Annotated in this window: 11 protein-coding genes; 8 read left to right on the top strand and 3 right to left on the bottom strand. The window is 58.9% G+C overall.

Annotation, left to right across the window (positions count from 1 at the left end; all coding sequences use genetic code 11):
• Positions 1 to 12 precede the first annotated feature (12 nt).
• From ACFOTD_RS06390 to ACFOTD_RS06355, 8 genes are all read left to right on the top strand, one after another.
• Positions 13 to 2,478 (top strand): hypothetical protein, encoded by a 2,466-nt coding sequence (locus ACFOTD_RS06390; RefSeq protein WP_378116855.1) that lies wholly within the window; start codon positions 13 to 15, stop codon positions 2,476 to 2,478.
• Positions 2,479 to 2,716: 238 nt separating this feature from the next.
• Positions 2,717 to 3,616 (top strand): ABC transporter permease subunit, encoded by a 900-nt coding sequence (locus ACFOTD_RS06385; protein WP_378116853.1) that lies wholly within the window; start codon positions 2,717 to 2,719, stop codon positions 3,614 to 3,616.
• A gap of 16 nt (positions 3,617 to 3,632) precedes the next feature.
• The gene (locus ACFOTD_RS06380; protein ID WP_378116851.1) at positions 3,633 to 4,541 is read left to right on the top strand and encodes a carbohydrate ABC transporter permease; all 909 of its coding nucleotides are present in this window, start codon (positions 3,633 to 3,635) and stop codon (positions 4,539 to 4,541) included.
• 97 nt (positions 4,542 to 4,638) lie between these two features.
• Entirely contained in the window at positions 4,639 to 6,228 is a 1,590-nt protein-coding gene (locus tag ACFOTD_RS06375; protein WP_378116849.1) for a DUF3502 domain-containing protein, read from the top strand.
• 132 nt (positions 6,229 to 6,360) lie between these two features.
• Positions 6,361 to 14,448 (top strand): OmpL47-type beta-barrel domain-containing protein, encoded by an 8,088-nt coding sequence (locus tag ACFOTD_RS06370; protein ID WP_378116847.1) that lies wholly within the window; start codon positions 6,361 to 6,363, stop codon positions 14,446 to 14,448.
• Between the two features lie 116 nt (positions 14,449 to 14,564).
• On the top strand, positions 14,565 to 15,656 hold the full coding sequence (locus tag ACFOTD_RS06365; RefSeq protein ID WP_378116846.1) for a zinc-binding dehydrogenase: 1,092 nt from the start codon (positions 14,565 to 14,567) through the stop codon (positions 15,654 to 15,656).
• Between the two features lie 190 nt (positions 15,657 to 15,846).
• Entirely contained in the window at positions 15,847 to 16,944 is a 1,098-nt protein-coding gene (locus tag ACFOTD_RS06360) for a hypothetical protein (RefSeq protein WP_378116844.1), read from the top strand.
• 100 nt (positions 16,945 to 17,044) lie between these two features.
• Complete coding sequence (locus ACFOTD_RS06355) at positions 17,045 to 18,034, top strand: NAD(P)-dependent alcohol dehydrogenase (protein WP_378116842.1); 990 nt, start codon at positions 17,045 to 17,047, stop codon at positions 18,032 to 18,034.
• Positions 18,035 to 18,089: 55 nt separating this feature from the next.
• On the opposite strand, the gene ACFOTD_RS06350 is transcribed toward ACFOTD_RS06355, so the two are convergent.
• The 3 genes from ACFOTD_RS06350 to ACFOTD_RS06340 all read right to left on the bottom strand — a co-directional run bounded on the left by ACFOTD_RS06350 (position 18,090) and on the right by ACFOTD_RS06340 (position 20,785).
• Complete coding sequence (locus ACFOTD_RS06350; RefSeq protein WP_378116840.1) at positions 18,090 to 19,079, bottom strand: aldo/keto reductase; 990 nt, start codon at positions 19,077 to 19,079, stop codon at positions 18,090 to 18,092.
• 113 nt (positions 19,080 to 19,192) lie between these two features.
• A complete protein-coding gene (locus ACFOTD_RS06345; RefSeq protein ID WP_378116838.1) occupies positions 19,193 to 20,044 on the bottom strand; it encodes an AraC family transcriptional regulator in 852 nt (283 codons plus the stop codon).
• Positions 20,045 to 20,059: 15 nt separating this feature from the next.
• A complete protein-coding gene (locus ACFOTD_RS06340) occupies positions 20,060 to 20,785 on the bottom strand; it encodes a 3-ketoacyl-ACP reductase (RefSeq protein WP_378116836.1) in 726 nt (241 codons plus the stop codon).
• Positions 20,786 to 20,914 lie beyond the last annotated feature (129 nt).

The raw sequence follows: 20,914 nt of genomic DNA, 5'->3' as shown, positions 1-20,914 counted from the left end.
GGGTAAGGGACAATGGCCAAAATAAGCGAAAAGGCGGCACTGAAGAGAGTGACGCTGGAGATGAGCCTGAAGCCGTTTACGAGCATGGAGCCGGCGGCCATCGACGAAGTATGCGAGGAGGCGATTAGGCAGTGGCTGCCGCTGATCGGACTGGCGGATAGCTGCTCGATGCTGCTCTGGGCAGCGGACGGCAGCGAAATATTGACGTGGAACGGCGACTTCGACAGCGAGATCGAGTGGGGCCGCTATATCGGCTTCGCCAACGAGGACAAATTCAGCCATATCAAAAGCGAGAACGATGCCGCGGTCGCCAAGCTGTACCGGGACGATCCGTGCCGCATCACCTACGGGGACTTGCGTTATATCGTGGCCGCCTTTAAGCGGATTGCCGGGCAGAAGTTCGGCATTCGCATGGAGGTGGGCGCGACCTTCGACGCGGGACCCGAGTTCGCCTATTCCGATTTTAAATACAAGGATCATCCTGAGATCAACAAGCCGGAGCTCGGCGGGAAATTCGTCGCGTTAAGGGCGGATTATACGGTCGTCTGCGTCTGGTCCAAGCTGCACGCAGACCAAGCCGCCTACGCGACGTACCCGGACGGCATTCCGGAGGGTACGCCGTTCGGACAGTTCCTGGGGCGGCAATGCGCGAGCTACCTGCCGGCGTTCGGCTTCGATTACATCTGGTTCTCCAACGGCTTCGGCTTCTCCTCTTTCCCGTGGACGTATCTCGGCGCGAACTTCGACGGGACCTCGCTGCCGCTGGCCGATTACGAAGAGTTGTCGGGCAAGCTGCTATCTTTCTGGGCGGCGTTCAAGCAAGAATGCCCGGGCTACCGGACAGAGGTGCGCGGCACGAACTTCGGCACGGGGATGGATCTGACCAAGGACTTTGTGCCGCTCAAGCAGTTGTACGAAGCCGGCTATATCGAGCTCCCGCCTCCGAATTCGCCCTGGGGCGCGCTTAACTTCGACTTCGGCCTGGAAGTGGCGTCGTACATGTCTCGGATCGCCGTGCTTCCCGGGGACACGTATCCTTATCGCTTCTATGCGAACGACCCGTGGTTCTGGCAAAACCCGTGGCGGGACCTGTACGACCGGGAGCCCCACGATATTTACTGTCCGCTGTCCGTCGCCCGCATGAACGCGGACGGGAAGCTGGAGAGTCCGGGGATCGTGGAGATTCTGACCATCGATACGGAGAAGGGCAAGTTGATCGAATCCTGCCCGCAGGAAGTGATTCCGCATCTTCGCCGGGCGATCGAGGACTTCCCCGACGAACCGGGCGTTCTGACGTGGCTGTATCCTTTCCATGAATATCATGCTGCCGTAGCCGACTCGGAGGAACGTTCCAAGGCGATCCTCTTCGAGGAGTGGTTCGTACGCAACGCGGTCAACGAAGGCTTGCCGCTCAACACGGTGCTCAGCACGGACAGCTTCCGGGAGTTGAGCGAGGACAATCGGAGGAAGCTGCATCGGACCGTCATTTTTACGCCGACCTCGTGGATCGACGCGGCGAACGCAAGCCTGCTCGCGGATTACGTTCGCGGCGGCGGACAGGTGTTGTTCTACGGACCGGCGCTGGATCCCGACTTGCAGCAGTTGCTTAATATTCGGCAAGAGGAAGGTCTTCAAGGGGAGTTGGAGGTTTCCGTTTCGGCTGCGCTGGCCCAAGACGTCGTCTTCGAAGAGAGTCCTTCCCCGTCGGTCATCGATCACGATGCGCTCATCGGCGGCGGCGGAATCCGCGAGGTGCTCGCGGACGCGGGCGATCGTTATACGCAGGTCTGTTCGACCGCAAAGCGGGAGGATCAGGAACGTGTGATGGCCTTGACCCGGCGGCTGCCGGAATGGAACGGCGGGCAAGCCGGCTGGGTGCGGGGCTCCCTGCCTTTCCTGCGGGGCAGCGTCACGGATTTGCCGGTCAGGCAATCGCAGCGCTATCTGGACGTATCGGTGCAGGCCCGCTACGTGCTGGCCCAATTCGGATATTCGCTCCTGCAGACGAAGCAAGCTGCGGCTTCCAAGTCGGCCTTGCTGTTCATCGCGCGCCGCGACAACGGCTACTTCTTCACCGGCTGTCGCCAGGATACATCCGTTTCGTTGCAGATGCGCTTTCCCCAAGGCGTGCCGATCCTCATCGGCCAGACGACGAAGGTGGGCGAAGGGCCATCCGCGTATTCGCTGGACCGGACCTTCCATGACGAATGCCGGTTGTTCGTCCGCCAATCGGGCGGCAGTCTCGTCTCCTGCAGAGAGCACTCGCCGATGCCCACGCCGAACCGAAGCTCGACGCGGTTAATCACGGTCGCCGGACTGCGCGAGGCGAGCCTGACGATTTACCCGCCGCTTGACGCCCTGCGCGAAGCAAGAGTCGAAGTAAAATGCGGCGACGTCTATCTGGAACTGCCCGATTATACGTCAAGCGACTGCGTCAGGATCGATCATCTCAACGGCGCGCTCGAAATTTCCTGGTAAAACCTCGAACCAACGAAGAGCCTCGCGGCCAGTGGAATCCGCCGTGAAGGCTCTTTTTTTATAACCTGTACGCTGTCGGTTGCGCCGTTTTCGGAGTTTCGGACATTTATCGGAGAGCCCGCAAGCCCGTATTTGCGCCAAAACGGCATTTTTCAAAGAAACAGACAAAGTTCAAAATATACGGGGCGCCGGGAAATCACTATTGTTGGGGTATCACCTCGAGCAAGGAGCAAGCCAAATGAAAAAGTTCAAAAAAAGCTACGGTCTAACCTTACTGGCCCTGCCCGGCATTCTGCTGCTCTTCCTGATGGATTACGTTCCGTTGTACGGTTTACTCCTCCCCTTCAAGGACTACAAGTACAACCTCGGTATCTGGAACAGTCCGTGGGTCGGCTTCGACAACTTCCGGTTTCTGTTCAACGGCGATATCCTGCGCAGAGTGCTCAGAAATACGCTGCTCTACAATCTCGTGTTCATTGCGCTGGGCACGGCCGTATCGGTATTCTTCGCGCTGCTGCTGCGGGAAGTCGGCAAAAAAGCCGTGAAGGCTTACCAGACGGTGCTGTTCATTCCTTATTTTATATCTTGGGTCGTGGCGGGCTTCGCCTTCCAGGCGCTCCTGAACATGGATTACGGCATCCTCAACAAAGGCCTGGAAGCGTTCGGCATGGAACCGGTCATGTGGTACAACGATCCGAAATACTGGCCGGTCATTCTGATCGTCGTCGCGATCTGGAAGGGGCTCGGATACGGTGCGGTCATTTATTACGCGGCGATTATCGGCGTCGATGCGGAATATTACGAGGCCGCCCGGATGGACGGAGCCACGAAGCTCCGCCAGGCGGTGTCCATCACGATTCCGATGATCATGCCCATTATCACGATGATGGTTATCCTGCAGATCGGCAAAATTTTCTACAGCGACTTCGGGCTTTTCTATAATGTGACGATGAATTCCACGTTGCTCTACCCCACGACGGATGTCATCGATACGTTCGTGTATCGCTCGCTGGTCGATCTGGGCGACATCGGCATGGCCGGCGCGGCCGGGTTCTTCCAATCGGTCGTCGGGTTCACGCTTGTCATCCTCACCAACTACGTCGTCAGAAAGATCAACGCCGACAACTCGTTATTCTAAGGAGGGCGTATCCGCCATGTCCAAGCCGACAAATCCGGCCCTTCGCTCCCCCTATATCGGAAGCCGAACGGTCGTCCACTTGTTTTTTATTCTGGTATGCTTCATATGCATCTATCCCTTCCTGGTCGTCCTGGGAACGTCGTTGCAGAACGAGAGCGATATCCTGAAATCCGGGTACGCCGTCTTTCCCAAGCAGATCGATCTCACCGCTTACAAGGTGCTGCTGCATAATCCCGGCGTCCTGCTGAACGCTTATCTGGTCAATATTTATACGACGGCGCTCGGAGCGACGGCAGGACTTTTCATTACCACCGGCTTCGCGTTCGCCATCTCCAGAAAGGACTATGCTTATCGGAAACAGCTTTCTCTCTACGTGTTCTTCACGATGCTGTTCCAAGGGGGGATGGTTCCCTCCTACATTCTGATGGCGAGCTGGCTGGACTTGAAGGACAATGTGCTGGCGCTGATTCTACCCTTTCTTATTACCGGCTGGCATGTTTTGCTGATGAAGGGATTTCTGCAATCGCTGCCGGAAGCGCTGTTCGAATCGGCCAAGATCGACGGGGCCAACGAGTTTATCATTTTTACGAAGATCGTACTGCCGCTTACGAAGCCTGCTCTGGCTACCCTCGGGTTGTTCCTGGTGCTGCAATATTGGAACGATTGGTGGCTGACGCTGCTTTATATCGAAAACGAGAATTTAATGAAGCTGCAATATTTGCTTATCCGCGTGCTGCGCAATATGGAGTTTCTGAACAGCGCGGAAGCCGTCCAATACGGACTGGTCAAGCCGGGACAGCAGGTTCCAAGCCTTAGCGCGCGGATGGCGATGTGCATTTTGGCGGCGGGGCCGATGCTGGTCGTGTTCCCGTTCTTTCAGAAATACTTCGTGCAGGGCCTGACGGTAGGTTCCGTAAAAGGATAGTTTGCTTGCGCTTGGTATCAATACGGGCGCATGGATCCGCGGTCCTGCGACTGTTTGATATAGATGCACGTCCATATAAACCTAGGGAGGCCTTTGTGTGAGAGTAGGCAAGGTTAAAGTAGACAGCAAGCTGGGCGTTATTCTGTCCGCAAGCATGGTCGCGCTCGCCATCAGCGGGTGCAGCGGGAAGAACAACGAGTCGGAAGCGAGCCCAAGCCCAAGCGGCACCGCGAGTTCGAGCGCAAGTCCGAGCGCAAGCGCGGCGTCGCCCGAAGCGAGCAAGGCGGCCGATCCGTCGGAGAAATTCGTCGACGTGAGCTGGTATATCCGCAAGCCGATCGACACGATCAAGGATCAGGACGCGATCGAAGCGGAAGTCAATAAAGGCCTCAAGGAAACCGTCAACGCGAACCTGCACATTCATTTTATCGATGCCGCCAGCTGGGAAGACAAGATGAAGCTCATGTCGGCCTCAGGCGACGAGTACGATCTCGTATTCACGTCGAACTGGACGAATCCGATCGACCTGAACGTGCAGAAGGGCGCCTTCCTGCCGCTGGACGATCTGCTGAAGCAATACGGGCAGGATATTCTCGCCAAGGTCGACGAGCGCGCCTGGAAAGCGGTCACGTACAACGGCAAAATCATGGCCATTCCGTCGCAATCTCCGTTCTCTACGCCGGGCGGCATCGTGTTCAAGAAGGATCTGGTGACCAAGTACAACTTCGACTATACGAAGGTGCACAAGCTGCAGGAGCTGGAGCCGTATCTGGAAATGATCAAGAAAAACGAACCGGAGATTACGCCGCTGCTCGTCACCAAGACGGTGAATGCCCCGGGCGACTATGTGTTCGACAATACCAATATTACCAAGGGCATCCGATATGACGAGCTTGCGGGCAAAGCCGTCATGGAGCTCGACATTCCGGCCTTCCTCGATAACTATCGCACGATGAACGACTACTACAAGAAAGGTTACGTAGCCAAGGACGCCGCCATCAAAACGGACTTCATCGCCGAAGCGAAATCGGGGAAATACGCAGTCATGCGCGATTCCGGCGGTTATACGGCGGATGGCTCCAAATCGACCGCCTTGTTCGGTTATCCGACGGTGGAATCGCTGGCTTACTACCCGACGATCGCCACGCCCAATATGGTAGGGGCGGCCACGGCGATCAGCGTGACGTCCAAAAACCCGGAAAGAGCGATGCAGCTGCTCAACCAGGTGTGGAAGGACAAGAAGCTGTCCAATACGCTCGCGTACGGGCTTGAAGGCAAGAACTATACCGTAAAATCGGGCGCCGGAACGGACAGTCCGTCCATCGAAGCCAAGAGCGGCGCGGAACAGACGTGGGCGATCTGGCATAACTGGCTCGGGCCGCTGTGGGATCAATGGGACTCCGGCTGGAACTCGACGGCTTCGCTCGAGCAGATGCAGAAGAATAACATGGAAGCGAAGACCTCGTCCATTCTCGGCTTCCTCTTCAACGGGGAAGCGGTCAAAACCGAGATCGCCCAGGTAAGCGCGGTATATTCCGAGCTGTGGCCGATCATGCAGACCGGCTCGATGCCCGACTTTGATAAATTCCTGGCCGATATGAAGCAGCGTCTGAACGAAGCGGGCCTGGACAAGGTGCTGGCCGAAGTTCAGAAGCAGATCGACGCGTGGAAGGCGCAAAACCAGTAAGCGAAGACGAAACAGGTATGACGCTAAGGCTTTCCGCGTAACGGTGGGGAGCCTTAGCGGACGCTTGGAACGGTTTTGCGGCACAAGCCGCGCCTGAAAACACGAATCCGGGAACGGAAAGGGTGTTAGTCGATGCAAAAAAGAAGAGTGGCATTGGAGGCTCTGTGTTATTCCGTCATTATCCTGATTATAATCCTGGTTCAGCAATCGACCTTCGCGAAGGCCGAGGAGAATCCTGCCGCCCCGAAGGTCGGCTATCTGGTCGACGAGAACTTCTCGTTCCTGTACAAAAATAGCGGCGAAGAGCTGCCTTCCGGCTGGGACATCCGCAAGGCGGGAGGCAGCGTGACCGGCGCCTATAACAACTGGTTCAAGATCACCGATACGAACGCGACGCTGCCGGTTTCCATGCACAGAGCGTTCGTCGCGCAAAGCGGCGGCGTGCTGACGCTGGAATATCGGTTCAAGCTATCCGCCGGCATGGACGGCGCGAAGTGGCAGCTCGGCGACAACGATACCGAGGCCGTCAGCATCGTGACGCAGAACGGCGAGCTGCGGCTGGAAACCGCCGGCGGGAACGTGCAGACGCTGCAAGCCTACGCCGCCGGCACGGAGTACGGCGTCAAGGTGGTCGCGGATATCGATGCGGATACGGCCGACGTCTATATCGACGGCGTCCAGAAAGCCGCGGACGCCGGCTTCAAGCATGAAGTCGCCCAACTGAACCGGGTGGGGATTCTCACCGGGGGCGTCGCGAAGGGCGACATGTTTATCGCGCCCGTCAAGATTTACAAAGGCTACGACGTGAACGAGAGATTCCTCTCGCTCCTGCCGGGGGATCTGCCCGGAGACTGGCAGACGGTTACGGCCGGCGGCGCGCTGGCAGTCGAGCAAATGAACAGCGCTACGCGTCCCGATATATACAGCTTGAAGTGGGACGCGACCGGAGCGACGGGCACCATGCGCCTCAAGAAGAGCGTGCCGGCGGAGACGTTCGACAGGGTGTTCGAGTTCAAGCTGCTCCTGCCTCAGAAAAAAGACGGGTTCTCCGCGTCTCTCACTAGTGGAAGCGCTTCCTCGCTGAAGCTGGTTACGGCGAACGGCAAGCTCGCTTATATCAACGGGGCGGGTCAAGCGATTCCGTTCTACGATTATTCGGCCAATCTGTGGTATCAAGTCAAGGCGAAGCTGGATATGGCCGGGTCCACGGCGGATCTCTACGTCAACGGCAAGCTGCAGGCGCAAGGCGTACCGCTCGCTTCGAGCGCGGCCAGCCTGGACGGGGTTGCCTTCGAGACTTCCGCGTCCTTGCAGGGCGTCGTGTGGCTCGACGATATTTTGCTGTACGAGAAATTGCCGCTTCCGGCGGATTACGTGCCCGCGCCGGTGCCTGCGGTGTCCGACGATTATGCCGTCGGCGTGCAGAGCTGTCCGATCTGGCGCGAGGGCAGTCACCTCGGCTGGGATACGATTACGCCTTACGCGGAGCGGGAGCCCTACCTCGGCTATTACGACGAGGGCAATCCGGAGACGGCGGATTGGGAGAACAAGTGGATGGCCGAGCACGGCATCGATTATCAGATGGCGTGCTGGATCAGGCCCGCGTACGGAGAGGGCGCGCCGATCAAGGATCCTTATTTGCACGAGTCGCTGCACGAAGGCTTCTTCAACTCCCAATACGGCGACATGACAAAATTCGCGATCATGTGGGAAAATGCGGCCTCCAAAGCGCAGAACAGCCAGGATTTCCGCACGAATATCGTGCCGTATTGGATCGAGTATTATTTCAAGGACCCGCGTTACATGGTGATCGACAATAAGCCCGTCGTCTCCATCTACAGTCTCTCCGGCATGAAGCGGGATTTCGGCGGTACGCTGGCAGGCGTCAAAGCCGAGACCGACTACTTGAGAACGGCGGTCCAGGCCGCGGGCTTCGACGACGTTATCCTGCTGACGACCAGCTCGGCTTCGGACGCGACGTCGCTCAGCGAGCGGGACGAGGCCGGCTTCGACGCGATCTACGCCTATAGCTGGGGCAGCGCGGGCGGGCATGCCGAGGTTCAAAAAGCGAACATGAACGCGCAGCGCGATACCGGCTTCATCGATACGCTGCCGACAATCAGCATGGGCAGAGACGATACCGCGTGGGAAGGCAAGTCCGGCTATTACGCGACTCCGACGGAATTCGAAGCCGTCTCGCAGTGGGTCGCGGATTCGTTCATGCCGTCCCTGCCGAGCGGCAGTCTGGGCAAGAAGCTGGTCATGTTCGACAACTGGAACGAGTTCGGGGAAGGGCACTTCATGATGCCTGCGGGCTTGGCCGGCTTCGGTTACCTGGACGCCATCCGGAACGTCTTTACGGAGGACGGGGGCGCGCATGCGGACGCGCAGCCGACGCCGGTCCAGAAGGCGCGCCTCGGCATCCTGCACCCGCCGGGCCGGGTGCTGCCGCTCAAGTCGCCGACGCCGCCGGCCGTAACGAGCCAGTACGATCCGCTCTGGGGCTTCGAGACGGACGGCGATGCGGAAGGGTGGACTTTGGAGAAGCAAATCGACAATTTGGCGGTCGCAGGCGGCGCTTTGTCGGGAACCGCCAACAACACCGACCCCGGCATTCGGTCGGCGGACCCGTTGAACGTTCAAGCTTCGGATCACCCCTATATCCGAATCCGAATGAAGAGCAGCGTGTTTTCCACGGGACAGTTGTTCTTCACGACGGATACCGATCCGAACTGGAACGAGGTCAAGTCGGTCAGCTTCTATGTGGAGCGCAATGTCGACGGATACACCGACTACCTGCTCGAGATGTGGAAAAATGCCTCGTGGAACGGGAAGATCCGCCAGCTTCGCTTCGACCCGATGACTTCGACGGGAAGCTTCGACATCGATTCGATCGGGGTTGTCCTCTCCCCCGCCACGGGCATCGGCTTAAGCGTCGACGGCAAGCCTGTTAGGCTGTATCAAGCGCCGGCCATAGCCGACGGGACGGTCATGGTGCCGGGCGGCGAGCTCTTGAAGCGCTTCGGCGCCGGCACCGAGTGGGACGAGGCGACCCAGACGTTAATCGCGGTCAAGGATAACCGCGTCTACAGGCTTAAGGCCGGCGAGACGACGGCTTACAAGGACAGCCAGACTATTACGCTCGACCATGCCCCGGCATTGCTGCCGTCGGGCGAGCTGTTAATCCCGGCGTCCTTCTTCAACCAGGCGTTCGGATACGTCGTGAGGTGGGATCCGGACGAACAGATCATCCGGATCTATACCGCATCGAAAACCTGGGCGTTCGACAGCCTTGAAGGCTGGACGAACAATGAGCAGGTAAGCGGCGTTCAGGTAACGGGCGGGATGCTCCAGGCGACCGCTACCGGCAGCGAGCCTGCGCTGATCTCGCCGGACAATGTCGATCTCGACGCTTCGGACGTCAAGCGAATCAAGCTCAGGCTGAAGAACGGCACAAGCGGCAATGAAGCGAAGGTGTATTTTACGACGGCGGCCGCTCCGGCATGGAATCCGGTGAATTCGCTGACAACCTTCGTCCTGCCTGAGGACCCGGGCATTCGGGAGTATGTGTGGGATCCGAGCGCGCTGCCGGGATGGACGGGAACGATCAAGCAGATCAAGGTCGTTCCGACGAATGCCGCAGGGGATTTTGCCATCGATTCCATTACGCTGGACACGGCTTTAAGCGTACCCGTCAAGGGAGCCAATCTGGTCGCGAATCCGGGCTTGGAGGCCGACCCGCTTCCGAACGGCTGGGAGACGACCCGGGAATGGGAGACGACCAACGTTCATAGCGGACATCAAGCCTTGAAGGTGACCAAGACCAATGTGTACGGCAGCGTGACTTTCCCGGTCGCCGTTCAAAACGGAACGACGTATGCCTACTCGGCCTGGGCGAAGCTGCAGGCGAGTAACGCATCCGGCAAAGTGATCCGGATAGCGCTGTCCTACAAGGTAGACGGCCAAACCAAGCAGATCGTCGTGGCCTCAAGCCCTGCGCTCAGCAGCACGGCGTGGACGCAGGTGAAGGGGGACTACACCCTGAACGAAACCGGGAACGTGACGAACGTATCGGTGTACCTGTTTACCGATGCCCCGGCGGAGACGGACGTCTATTACCTGGACGACGTCGAGGCGAGACCGGTTACCAACCGGGATACGCCGGCCTGGATACCGGTATCCGGTTTGAGCTTGAACAAGAGCGCCGCTACGATCATGCTCGGCAAGACAGAGACGTTGACGGCTGCCACGCAGCCTTCGGACGCATTCAACCAAGAAGTGGTCTGGCAGTCGGACAATCCGCAGGTCGCGATCGTGGACGCGAACGGAGCCGTGTACGGGAGCGGCCTGGGCGTCGCTCACATTACGGCGACGACGGTGGATAGCGGAAAAACGGCTGTGAGCACGGTAACGGTCGTCGAGTGGGTGGACCAAACGGTCACCTTGACCGTGAAGCCCGACGGTACCGGCGACTTCACCTCGCCCAAACTGGCGAACGACAGCATTCTGGACAGCAGCGCCGAGAAGCCGTACGTGATCCTGATCTATCCGGGCGTCTATACCGATATCGAATGGATCGTGAAGCCGTATGTCACGCTCCGGGGCACGGACAGGGACACCGTCTGGCTGAAAGGAGAGCTCCCGGCATCTTCTAACAACGGCCAGATCACCGGATCTTCCACCGTGTGGCTGAGGGGAACGGCGACGCTGGAGAATCTGACCATCACGGCGAAAAACATGAGGTATCCGGTTCACAGCGAACAAAGCGGCGGCAACAAGGATGCCGTTCATACCGTGCGCAACGTCCATATCGAGCATTACGGCAACCTGGAAGCGGTCCAGTACCGCCAGAACTGGATAGCGGCCAATCCGGGCGTTCCGCTTGATCCGGACCACGATCCGGCCCAGGTGTGGGGCGGAAGCAGCGGCGAAGGCTCCCACGCTTGGGGTTACGGCTCCGCCAGCGGCGTATTGGAAACGTTCTACGACAGTACGTTCGTCTCCAAGGCGACCGGTTGGTACGTGCATAACCGGGAGGACTTCACGAAGCCGCAGATCAATATCATCAACGACAGCAAGATCGTATCGACCTCGCAGTCCAAGCCGGTTGCCATTCAGTCCCTGGGCAGCGGCACGGACGATGAAGTCATTTTCAACAACACGGAGTTCGTAGGCACCTACATGACCCAGGACGACCTTCCGTGGATTACGCAGAAGCCGGAAAATCAGTACGCCGATCATGCGGACTACAAAGTCACCCTCAATAACAGCACGCCGATCGGTTATGACGACAGGCACAGGGGAAAAGCCCTGGCGCTGTTCAGCAAATCCGTAAGCGGCAGCTCCTCCGTGCAGGTAAGCGGCACCGCGGTGTCCGACCTGTTGGGCGCGTATACCGTGCGCGACGGGGGCGGAGGCCTGAAGGGGTATCTGTACGGCTATTGGGACATCTCCGGCATCAAGGTCGGCATCAGCTCCAACGTCACGGTGGGCAATACGCTCGGTAGAAGGCTCGGGGATCTGACGGTCAATAGCAAGTCCTTGTCCGTCGCCTTCGAGGACGGAACGACCAAAATCGTCGTATTTAATGAAAACTACACCGAGAAAACGAACCAATATATCATCGATCAGATCAATTTGCAATTGGGCGCTTCGGGTTATGCGGAGGAATATAACGTGACCCTTAACGAGTATTATCCGCAGGTGCCCGACAAGCAGCTGACCTTGCAGAATCTGACGTCGGCGGGCATCCCCAGATTCGCTCCCGTCGTGTTCGATGCCGACGATAGCTCGATGCGGCTCATGACCGCGGCCGATTCGACAGCCAGCTTCGTGGGCTTCACGCTGGAGCGGGTCGTGCCGGGACAATCGGGCAGAGTGCTGACGGAAGGCATCCTGAAGAAAAGCCAGCTGAACGGCTTCGCGGGGAATATCGCAGTGGGGACGAAAATATCGATCGGCGCCCAGCCCGGCACCTTGGCCGTCAACGCCAACAAACCCGCGCTGCTGACGGGCGTCCTGGCCGACTGGGCTTCCTTCAAGGGAAACAAGAGCTGGGTCGCGTCGACGGGCGTCAGCTTGAACAAGACGACGCTGACCTTGCAGCTCGGCGGGACGGAAGCGCTCGTGGCGACCGTATCTCCGGCCGACGCGACGCAACAGGATGTCCAGTGGAGCTCCGACAACGTCAACGCGGTGACCGTGGACGCGAACGGAACCCTGCAGGCCGTCGGTCCGGGTACGGCCACGATCACGGCCGCCACCTACGAGGGCGGACACACGGCAACGGCCTTCGTAACGGTGCCGACTCCGATTCTGGGCAATAACCTCGTCTCCGATCCCGGCATGGAGGGCACGACGCCTCTGTATACCGGTTGGGAAGTGGTCAGGGAATTGAGCGCGCAGGAAGCGCATGGCGGCGCCCAGTCCCTGAAGATTACGAAGACGAACGCGTTCGGAAGCTTGAGCTTCCCCGCCAATATTACAAAAGGCAACGCGTTTTACTATTCTGCTTGGGCGAAGTTAGCGCCGAATTCATCGGCGGGCGCGGTGCTCCGAGTCGGTCTGTCCTACAGGGTGGACGGCGTCTCCAAGCAGAAGATCGTCTTGACGAGCCAGCCGCTGAGCGAGACGTCCTGGAAGCAAATAAGCGGGACGTATACGATTCAGGAAGCGGGCAACGTCACGAATGTTTCGATGTATGTGTTTACGGATCTGCCGGCCGCCTTGGACACCTACTACCTGGACGACGTAGAGATCCGGTCGGTCACCGTTGACACGGCGCCGCCGGCAACGGCGTTGTCGGTATCGCCGGCTGCGCCGGACGGCGAGAACGGCGCGTACCGGCAGCCCGTGACCTTCACGCTGACGGCGACGGACGCCTTGTCCGCGATCGCCAAGACGCAATACAGCGTCAACAACGGCGGACTTTGGCAGACGTATGCCGCGCCGGTCGCATTGACGGCGGACGGCAATTACGAGGTGCTCTACCGCTCCATTGACGGCTCGGGCAATGTCGAGACGGCGAAAAGCCGGGCGTTGCAGATCGACCGGCTGGCGCCGGTGACTACGGCATCGTTGTCGCCCGCGGCGCCGGACGGACCGAACGGGACGTACGCGAGTCCGGTCACGGTAACTTTAACGGGCACGGATAGCGTATCCGGCCTGGCGGGCACCGAGATCAGCCTGGATAACGGAACGACCTGGGCGCCTTATACCGCTGCCGTGACGTTCGATACGCAAGGCGAGGTCGCCTTGCGCTATCGCTCGACGGATCGGGCGGGCAATATCGAAACGGCCAAGGACTTGGACTTCACCCTTACGGCGACATCCGTCAAAGTGCAGCTGAAGGACAGCGAAGGAAATCCGCTCAGCGGCGGCAGCGTGTCCTACTACGACGGCGGCTGGAAATCCTTTGGCGTGACGGACGCTGGTGGCATCGCCAGGAAATCCTTGCCGAACAAAGCGTACACGTTCGCCATGTCTTATGAAGGAACGTATAAAGAGATCGCGCAGAATACGGCGAACGGCGCCGGGGTCGTTTTTCAGACGGTCAAGGTGAAGGTACAGCTGAAGGACAGCCTGGGCAACTCGCTGGATACGGGCAGCGCGAGCTACTATGCGGACGGGTGGAAGACCTTCGGTACGACGAGCGGGGGCGAGGTCAGCAAGGAACTGCTGCCCGGCTCCTACACCTTCGCCATGAAGCAAGAGGGCACATATAAGGAGCTGCTGCAAAATGTCGGGACGGACGCGACGGTCGTATTTCAGACGGTCAAGGTGAAGATACAGCTAAAAGACAGCCTGGGCAATCCGCTCGACGGCGGCGTCGCGAGCTACTATGCGGACGGCTGGAAGACCTTCGGCACCACGACCGGAGGGGAGGTCGGCAAGGAACTGCTGCCCGGCTCCTATACCTTCGGCATGAAGCACGAGGGGGCGTATAAGGAGCTGCTGCAGAATGTCGGGACGGACGCGACGGTCGTATTTCGGACGGTCAAAGTGACGGTGAAGTTGAAGGATAGCCTGGGCAACCCGCTCGACGGCGGAATCGCGAGCTATTATGCGGACGGCTGGAAAGCGTTTGGCACGACGGGCGGCGGAGAAACCGTCAAGGAGCTGCTGCCGGGCGCCTACACCTTCGGCATGAAGTATGGGGAAGCGTACAAGGAGATTTTGAACGATGTCGCAACCCAGCCGTTAATCGAGTTTCAGGCATAACCCGGTCGGATAGCACGCTCGGCCTTACGCGGATCGGTCAGCCGATCTGCGTAAGGCCGGCGTTCCGTTCCGCTCCGCTCGCTGCCGACGTACAGAAAAGGAGTGTTTCCACCGAAATGACCACCATTCACGCGATCGTTTTTGAACAAGAAAACACGGTAGGCTTCGGCACCTTTACGCTGCCTGAGTTGAAGCCGGATCAAATGCTCGTCAAGACGCGCTACACCTTCGTCTCCAGCGGAACGGAAACCCGCGTCCTGGGCGGCCATTACGGCGCTTCGGGCAAATTTCCGCTGATCCCGGGCTACGCCGCCGTCGGCGAAGTGGTCGAGATGGGGGAGGCCGTAAAAGGTTACCGCCTTGGCGATTATTTGAGCTACAATTCGCTGAACGGTCCGGCGGGCATCCATTCGCAATGGGGCGGGCAGGCCAGTCACCATCTCGTCGGGATGGGCGATAAGGCGATCGTCTTGCCGAAGGGCGCCGATCCGCTGGACTACGTCGCAAGCCCGGTGGCGGCGATCAGCTTGAGAGGCGTCATGGCGGCGCAGCCCCAGCCGCACGAGTGCGCGGTGGTGATCGGGCAGGGCGCGATCGGCGCGTTCTCCGCCGGGTTCCTGGCCAGCAAGGGATGCCGGGTCATCGCGGTCGACCTCTCCGAATCCAGGCTTCAGCGCTCCTACAGCTATGGCGTGCATGCCTGCGTTCAAGCCGCCGAACCGGATGCCGCCGAGCGAATCCTCGCTTATTGCGACGGCGGCGCGAACATCGTCGTCGAGGCTTCGGGCTCCAAGCAGGGGGCGGCGCTTGCGCATAAGCTGATTCGCAGAACGCCCAATACTTACCGGGATCCGAATACGTACTACGTGAACCCGATGTCCGGGCTGGTCAATCATTGGCCGCGCATCGTCTACCAGGCTAACTACCTGGACAGGCTGAGTCTGGATCCCAGGCTCGACCTGAACTCGGAAGGCGTCCTCCTGCTGATGCCCGGGGACAGGGGGCTGGAGGATCGGCTGAACGCGGTGGAGGCCATCCGGAGCAAGCTGATCGATTCCCGCCATTATATCGATCGCGTCGTTTCCTACAAGGAGGCCCCGCTCGCGTACGAGCAATTGCGTTTGCAGCCGGATCAAGTTTTTTCCGTTGTTTTCGATTGGTCCGGATCAGGAGACGAGGGGAGCCATTCGGGCGGCCTTGAGTCTTAACGATTTTAATTAAAATGGGTCGAAGCCTATCTTCTGCGATGCAGGGGATGGGCTTTTCTTTGGTAATAGAGGCAGATGTTCATATGCTGGAAAAATTCATCAGAACCTCCTGGAGGTTTAGGATCGCAGACGTCGAACAGATTGTTTAATTCCTTCATTTAGATTCCTAAATCTTACGGGAGTGACCATTATGATCGACAGAGCTTATTACCTTTCGCTTTGCGAGGATGCTCAGGGTAACATGGACACGTATAAGAGCGAAGCAGAGAGCCATGTCGCCGCATGGGAATATGCCAGCGGCAAAAGATACGATTTAACGCCGTTCTATTTCGAACGGAATCGCGAGGCTCGCGGCCGGGTGAGTAAAAAGGAACAGCCAACGGCCTATGGAAAAGATGAACACGGCGAGATATGGATAACCAAATGGGACGCTTTAAGAGATTCCGTCGGATATTACAGCCGCAGCGAGAATCTGTTGGTCAACCGCTTGTATCGCAACGGAGCGATCGATTCTGTAGAAGAGGTTGTTTATCAAGACGGGCTGCCGGTCCGGTACGTGGAATTTATCGTGCGGGGCGGGAGAACCCTGGAAGCCGCATGGCATTATGAAGAGTACTATGAATATCGGCAAAGCACGCTTACGCAGATCAACCGCTATGCTTATTCGCACGGACATCAACCCGAGGAACGTCAGTTTGATTTCCACTACGACGGGAACGGCAAGTTATCGGAAATCAGAAGCGGCGAGAACAAGATTGTGTTTATGAACATAACCAAGTCGCAGGCGGCAATTCTGCAGGAAGAAGTGAGAAGCGGACTAATCGAAGAATCCCGAAAGGCTATCGAGGCTGTTTGTCGGAGAGCAGGCACGGAAAGGATTTTTTGTATTGGCGTTTACCTTCACGATGAGCCGGATTCCGTGCGAGATCCGATCTTCCAGCCGGGGCTGGAGAGAATTCGCAGAGAGCAGCTCAGCCAGCAGCATGACAAGCGAGATATTTGGAACTTGGGCGAGCATCCGATGCGCTACCAAGAATCGATTGAAGATAAGTCGGTACTCGCCAGCTTTGAACGACTGATTCAATATTGGGAAATGAAAGGCACTTGGTGGTCAAATGCCAGGAAGTTATGGCGGGAAGTGGCCGTCACTTTGAATGAAGACGAGCTGGCAAGAAAGTATCCGGCGTTGACGGAAGACTTTGTCATATTTATCGACGAAGAAGGGGCGGCTATCAAGGATTTGTTAAAGAGCCTTCCCGAATCGAAGCAATATCTTTTTCGCTCATAAGGGCGTTTAAGTTTGACGTGCTAAAGGACGGTGAGAGGCGATGCAAGTGAACACGGAGACGCAAGCTGCGGGCCATCGCGCATTAGGGGAGCCGCGCAAGATGCGGGCATTGGTTTATGAGAAATACGGCCTGCCCGATGTCCTCCGCATCGAGGAGGTGGAGATTCCCCGGCCCAAGGACGACGAGGTACGGATCGCGGTCCATGCCGCATCGGTGAATTCATGGGATTGGGACCTTCTGCGCGGCAAGCCTTATCTTACGCGCTTGGGCGGCCTTCGCAAGCCGAGATACCGTATCCTTGGCGCGGACGTGGCGGGGCGGGTCGTAGCGGTGGGCGCCGCCGTGACGCGCTATCGTCCCGGAGACGAAGTGTTCGGGGATATCTCAGGCTGCGGCTGGGGCGGATTCGCGGAGTACGTATGCGCGCGGGAGAATGCGTTGACGCCGAAGCCCGCCGGGCTGAGCTTCGAGGAGGCGGCAGCCGTTCCGCAGGCGGCCGTTCTTGCGCTGCAGGGGCTGCGCGATAAAGGAAAGCTCCGCAAGGGCAGTCGGATTCTGATCAACGGGGCGGGCGGCGGCGTGGGCACGTTTGCCATTCAATATGCGAAATGGCTCGGCGCGGAAGTGACCGGCGTAGATCGCGCCGGAAAGCTGGAGATGCTGCGGGCCGTCGGCGCGGATCATGTCCTGGACTATACCCGGGAAGACTTCGCCGCGGGCGGGCAGCGCTACGACCTGATTCTCGACGTCGTCGGGAGCCGATCGGCCGTCGAAGTCAAACGCGCGCTCGAGCCGGGAGGCGCGTACGTCATGGTCGGCGGTTCGCTGTCCCGCATTCTTCAGACGCTGGCCTCGGCGCCGTTGATTGCCTGGCTGGAGAAGAAGCGACTGACGGTGCTCGTCCATAAGCCGAATCATGAGGACCAGCTTGTCTGGAAAGGTCTTGTCGAAGCGGGCCTGGTGAAGCCCGTCATCGACCGGACGTATGCGTTGAACGAGGCTGCGGAGGCGCTCTCGTATTTCGGAGAAGGCCGCGTCCAGGGGAAAATCGTCGTATGCATGGCACAGCCGGCAGATACGATTTCTTGATCTCCCGCTGCACATGACAAAGGCGCCGGCATCAGCCGGCGCCCTTTTCTGTTGTCTATGCCAAGATCCGATCGATCCGCTCCAGCTCCTCCTGCGTGAAGGACGGCTGAGCGAGCGCGCCTACGGCATCCTCGATCTGGCCGACCTTGCTCGCGCCGATGAGCGCGGACGTGACGCGGCCGCCGCGAAGCACCCAGGCCAGCGCCATCTGCGACAGCTTCTGCCCTCTGCCTTCGGCCAGCTCGTTGAGCTGCCGGACCTTCGCGACGAGCGTCTCGTCGATGCCCTCGGAGCGCAGGAACACGCTCGGTCCCGCCGCGCGCGAGTCGGGAGCGATGCCGTTCAGGTACCGGTCGGTCAGGATGCCCTGGTTAAGCGGCGAGAATACGATCGAGCCGATGCCTTCCTCGTCGAGCACGTCCTGCAGTCCGTCTTCGATCCACCGGGACATCATCGAATAGTTCGGCTGGTGGATCAGGCAAGGCGTCCCCAGCCGCTTCAGGATGCGCGATGCTTCGCGCGTCTGCTCGGGCTTGTAGTTGGAAAGCCCCACGTACAGCGCTTTGCCTTGGCGGACGATCAGATCCAGCGCCGCCATCGTCTCCTCCAGCGGGGTATCGGCATCGGGACGGTGGTGGTAGTAAATGTCGACGTAGTCGAGACCCATCCGCTTCAAGCTCTGATCCAGGCTGGCGACGAGGCTTTTCTTGGAGCCCCATTCGCCGTACGGACCGGGCCACATATAGTAGCCGGCCTTCGTGGAGATGATCAGCTCGTCCCGGTAAGGCTGCAGATCGTCCTTCAGCATGCGGCCGAACGACTCCTCCGCAGATCCGGCAGGCGGGCCGTAATTGTTCGCCAGGTCAAAATGAGTGATGCCGAGATCAAACGCCCGCCGTACGAGCGCTCTGCCGTTTTCGTACGTGTTGATGCCGCCGAAGTTATGCCACAGACCGAGAGAGATGGCCGGAAGCTTCAGGCCGCTCTTGCCGCTGCGATTGTATGTCATGGCGTCGTATCGATCTTGTCTAGCCGAATAGGTCATCTCGAACGCTCCTTCTCATGCGAATAGGCCCATTATAGTGCGCCTCGGGAGATAAGCCCATGTCCGCATGGAAGGGAAATATGGCATAATGTCTGATTAGTGCGCGTTGCCGGTTAGCGATACTGCTTGGGCGGCACGCCTTTCAGCTTTTTGAACATTTTGGAGAACAGCAGCGCATCCTGATACCCGACCGAGCGGGCCACTTCCCCGATCGTATACTGGCCTTTCCGAAGCAGCTCTCCTGCCCGTTCCATCCGATAATGAAGCAAGTACTGCTGCGGAGGCAACCCCGTGGCTTCCTTGAAGATGACCGACAAATACTTGCGGTCCAGTCCGAGTGTCGACGCCAGCTGCTCGACCGTGATCGGTTCGCTGAAGTGGCAGTGGAGGAAGTCCAGACTGCGGTGAACGTAAGCGTCCTGCTTGCGGCCGGGCAGGGCGGCACCCAGACCGGCACCCAGGCCGGAGCCCCCCTCGAAAGACACGGGCATCTGCTCGACAAGCGACGTAAGCACGTCGAGCAGCAGCGACGTCAACCGCAGATCGCGGTTGACCGGCCGGTCTTCGGCTTCCCGCAGCAGCTCGTACAGATTCGGCATCAACCGCATGTCCATCGGAAATACGGGAGCCTCGGGCGTCAGCCGCGTGCGCGCCAGCACGTCCGCGACCCGATTGCCGCGGAATCCGACCCATGAGTAGGTCCACGGATCAGTCTCGTCCGCCTGATAAAAGATGATTTTGTCCGGATAAGCGAGGAAGGCCTGTCCCGCCGACAGCCTGTACGTATGGCCGCCTGTCTGCACGATGCCGGTCCCCCGATGGACGAAGTGGATCTTGTAATGATCGCGCACGCCGGGTCCGAAGGCATGGCCGGGCACGCAATCCTCTTTGCCGAAGTGGGAGAGGTAAAAATCCGGATCCTCCCGGTACGGGCGGTCCGGATTGTCGTGAAATGCTCTCATCATGCGCAGTTCCCGTTCTTAAAAAGGATTGGTGTTGAGCATGCTCGCCGTCTTGATGTACATGCGCTGAGACAGCTTCAGCTGAGCAACGATGAACTCGGCGATGTCCTCCGGATGCATGTACTGTTCGTCTTTGCCTTCCGGGATCAAGGACGAGCTCTTGGCCAGATCGGTCGCGATCGTGCTTGGCGTGAGCGCGGTCACCCGGATATTGTTGCGGCGAACCTCTTGCGCGAGCGATTCCGTCAGGCCGATGACGCCGAACTTCGACGCGCTGTAGGCGCTGGAGCCGGGCGCGCCGTTCAGGCCGTTCGTCGACGAGATGTTGATGATGTCTCCGCCGTTTTTGGCGATCAGCTGGGGAAGCACGGTACGCGTGACGTAGAAGGTTCCGAGCAGATTGACGTCGATGATCTTTTTCCAGTGCTCGGGGTCCATCTCGACCAACTTCTCGAAGGTGCCGATCCCGGCGTTGTTGATCAGAATATCGGCTTCGCCGATATCCCCGGTGATTTTACCGACTGCCTGTTCGACCTGCGCGAGGGAAGACACATCGGCTGCCGCATAGGCGACCTTGACGCCGAGCGCCTCAATTTCGCGTGCCGTATCCAGCAGATCCTTCTCCGTTCGCGCGATCAGGCCGACATGGACCCCTTCTCTCGCCAACTCGAGCGCGACGGATTTGCCGATCCCTTTCCCGGCTCCGGTTACGATTGCTACTTTTCCTTTGATGTTCTGCGCCACGGTAGACACTCCTTCGTTTGCGAATGGATAGCATGCTACTGCAATTATAGCGAATCCGTCCGGCCATCCCAAATGAAAGGAACGCAGCCAAGCCGGCGGAACGTCGCACGCTGCATAAAATTGGCTATT

The organism is Cohnella sp. GCM10012308, assembly GCF_042649185.1.
In the GTDB taxonomy this organism is placed as follows: Bacteria; Bacillota; Bacilli; order Paenibacillales; family Paenibacillaceae; genus Cohnella.
This window is presented reverse-complemented; position numbering and strand designations above follow the sequence as displayed.

Bases quoted from the DNA above. Each gene is read 5' to 3' on its own strand.
- ACFOTD_RS06365 (WP_378116846.1), top strand. From the start codon at position 14,565: ATGACCACCATTCACGCGATCGTTTTTGAACAAGAAAACACGGTAGGC.
- ACFOTD_RS06345 (WP_378116838.1), bottom strand. From the start codon at position 20,044: ATGATGAGAGCATTTCACGACAATCCGGACCGCCCGTACCGGGAGGAT.
- ACFOTD_RS06355 (WP_378116842.1), top strand. From the start codon at position 17,045: ATGCGGGCATTGGTTTATGAGAAATACGGCCTGCCCGATGTCCTCCGC.
- ACFOTD_RS06385 (WP_378116853.1), top strand. From the start codon at position 2,717: ATGAAAAAGTTCAAAAAAAGCTACGGTCTAACCTTACTGGCCCTGCCC.
- ACFOTD_RS06370 (WP_378116847.1), top strand. From the start codon at position 6,361: ATGCAAAAAAGAAGAGTGGCATTGGAGGCTCTGTGTTATTCCGTCATT.
- ACFOTD_RS06390 (WP_378116855.1), top strand. From the start codon at position 13: ATGGCCAAAATAAGCGAAAAGGCGGCACTGAAGAGAGTGACGCTGGAG.
- ACFOTD_RS06380 (WP_378116851.1), top strand. From the start codon at position 3,633: ATGTCCAAGCCGACAAATCCGGCCCTTCGCTCCCCCTATATCGGAAGC.
- ACFOTD_RS06350 (WP_378116840.1), bottom strand. From the start codon at position 19,079: ATGACCTATTCGGCTAGACAAGATCGATACGACGCCATGACATACAAT.
- ACFOTD_RS06360 (WP_378116844.1), top strand. From the start codon at position 15,847: ATGATCGACAGAGCTTATTACCTTTCGCTTTGCGAGGATGCTCAGGGT.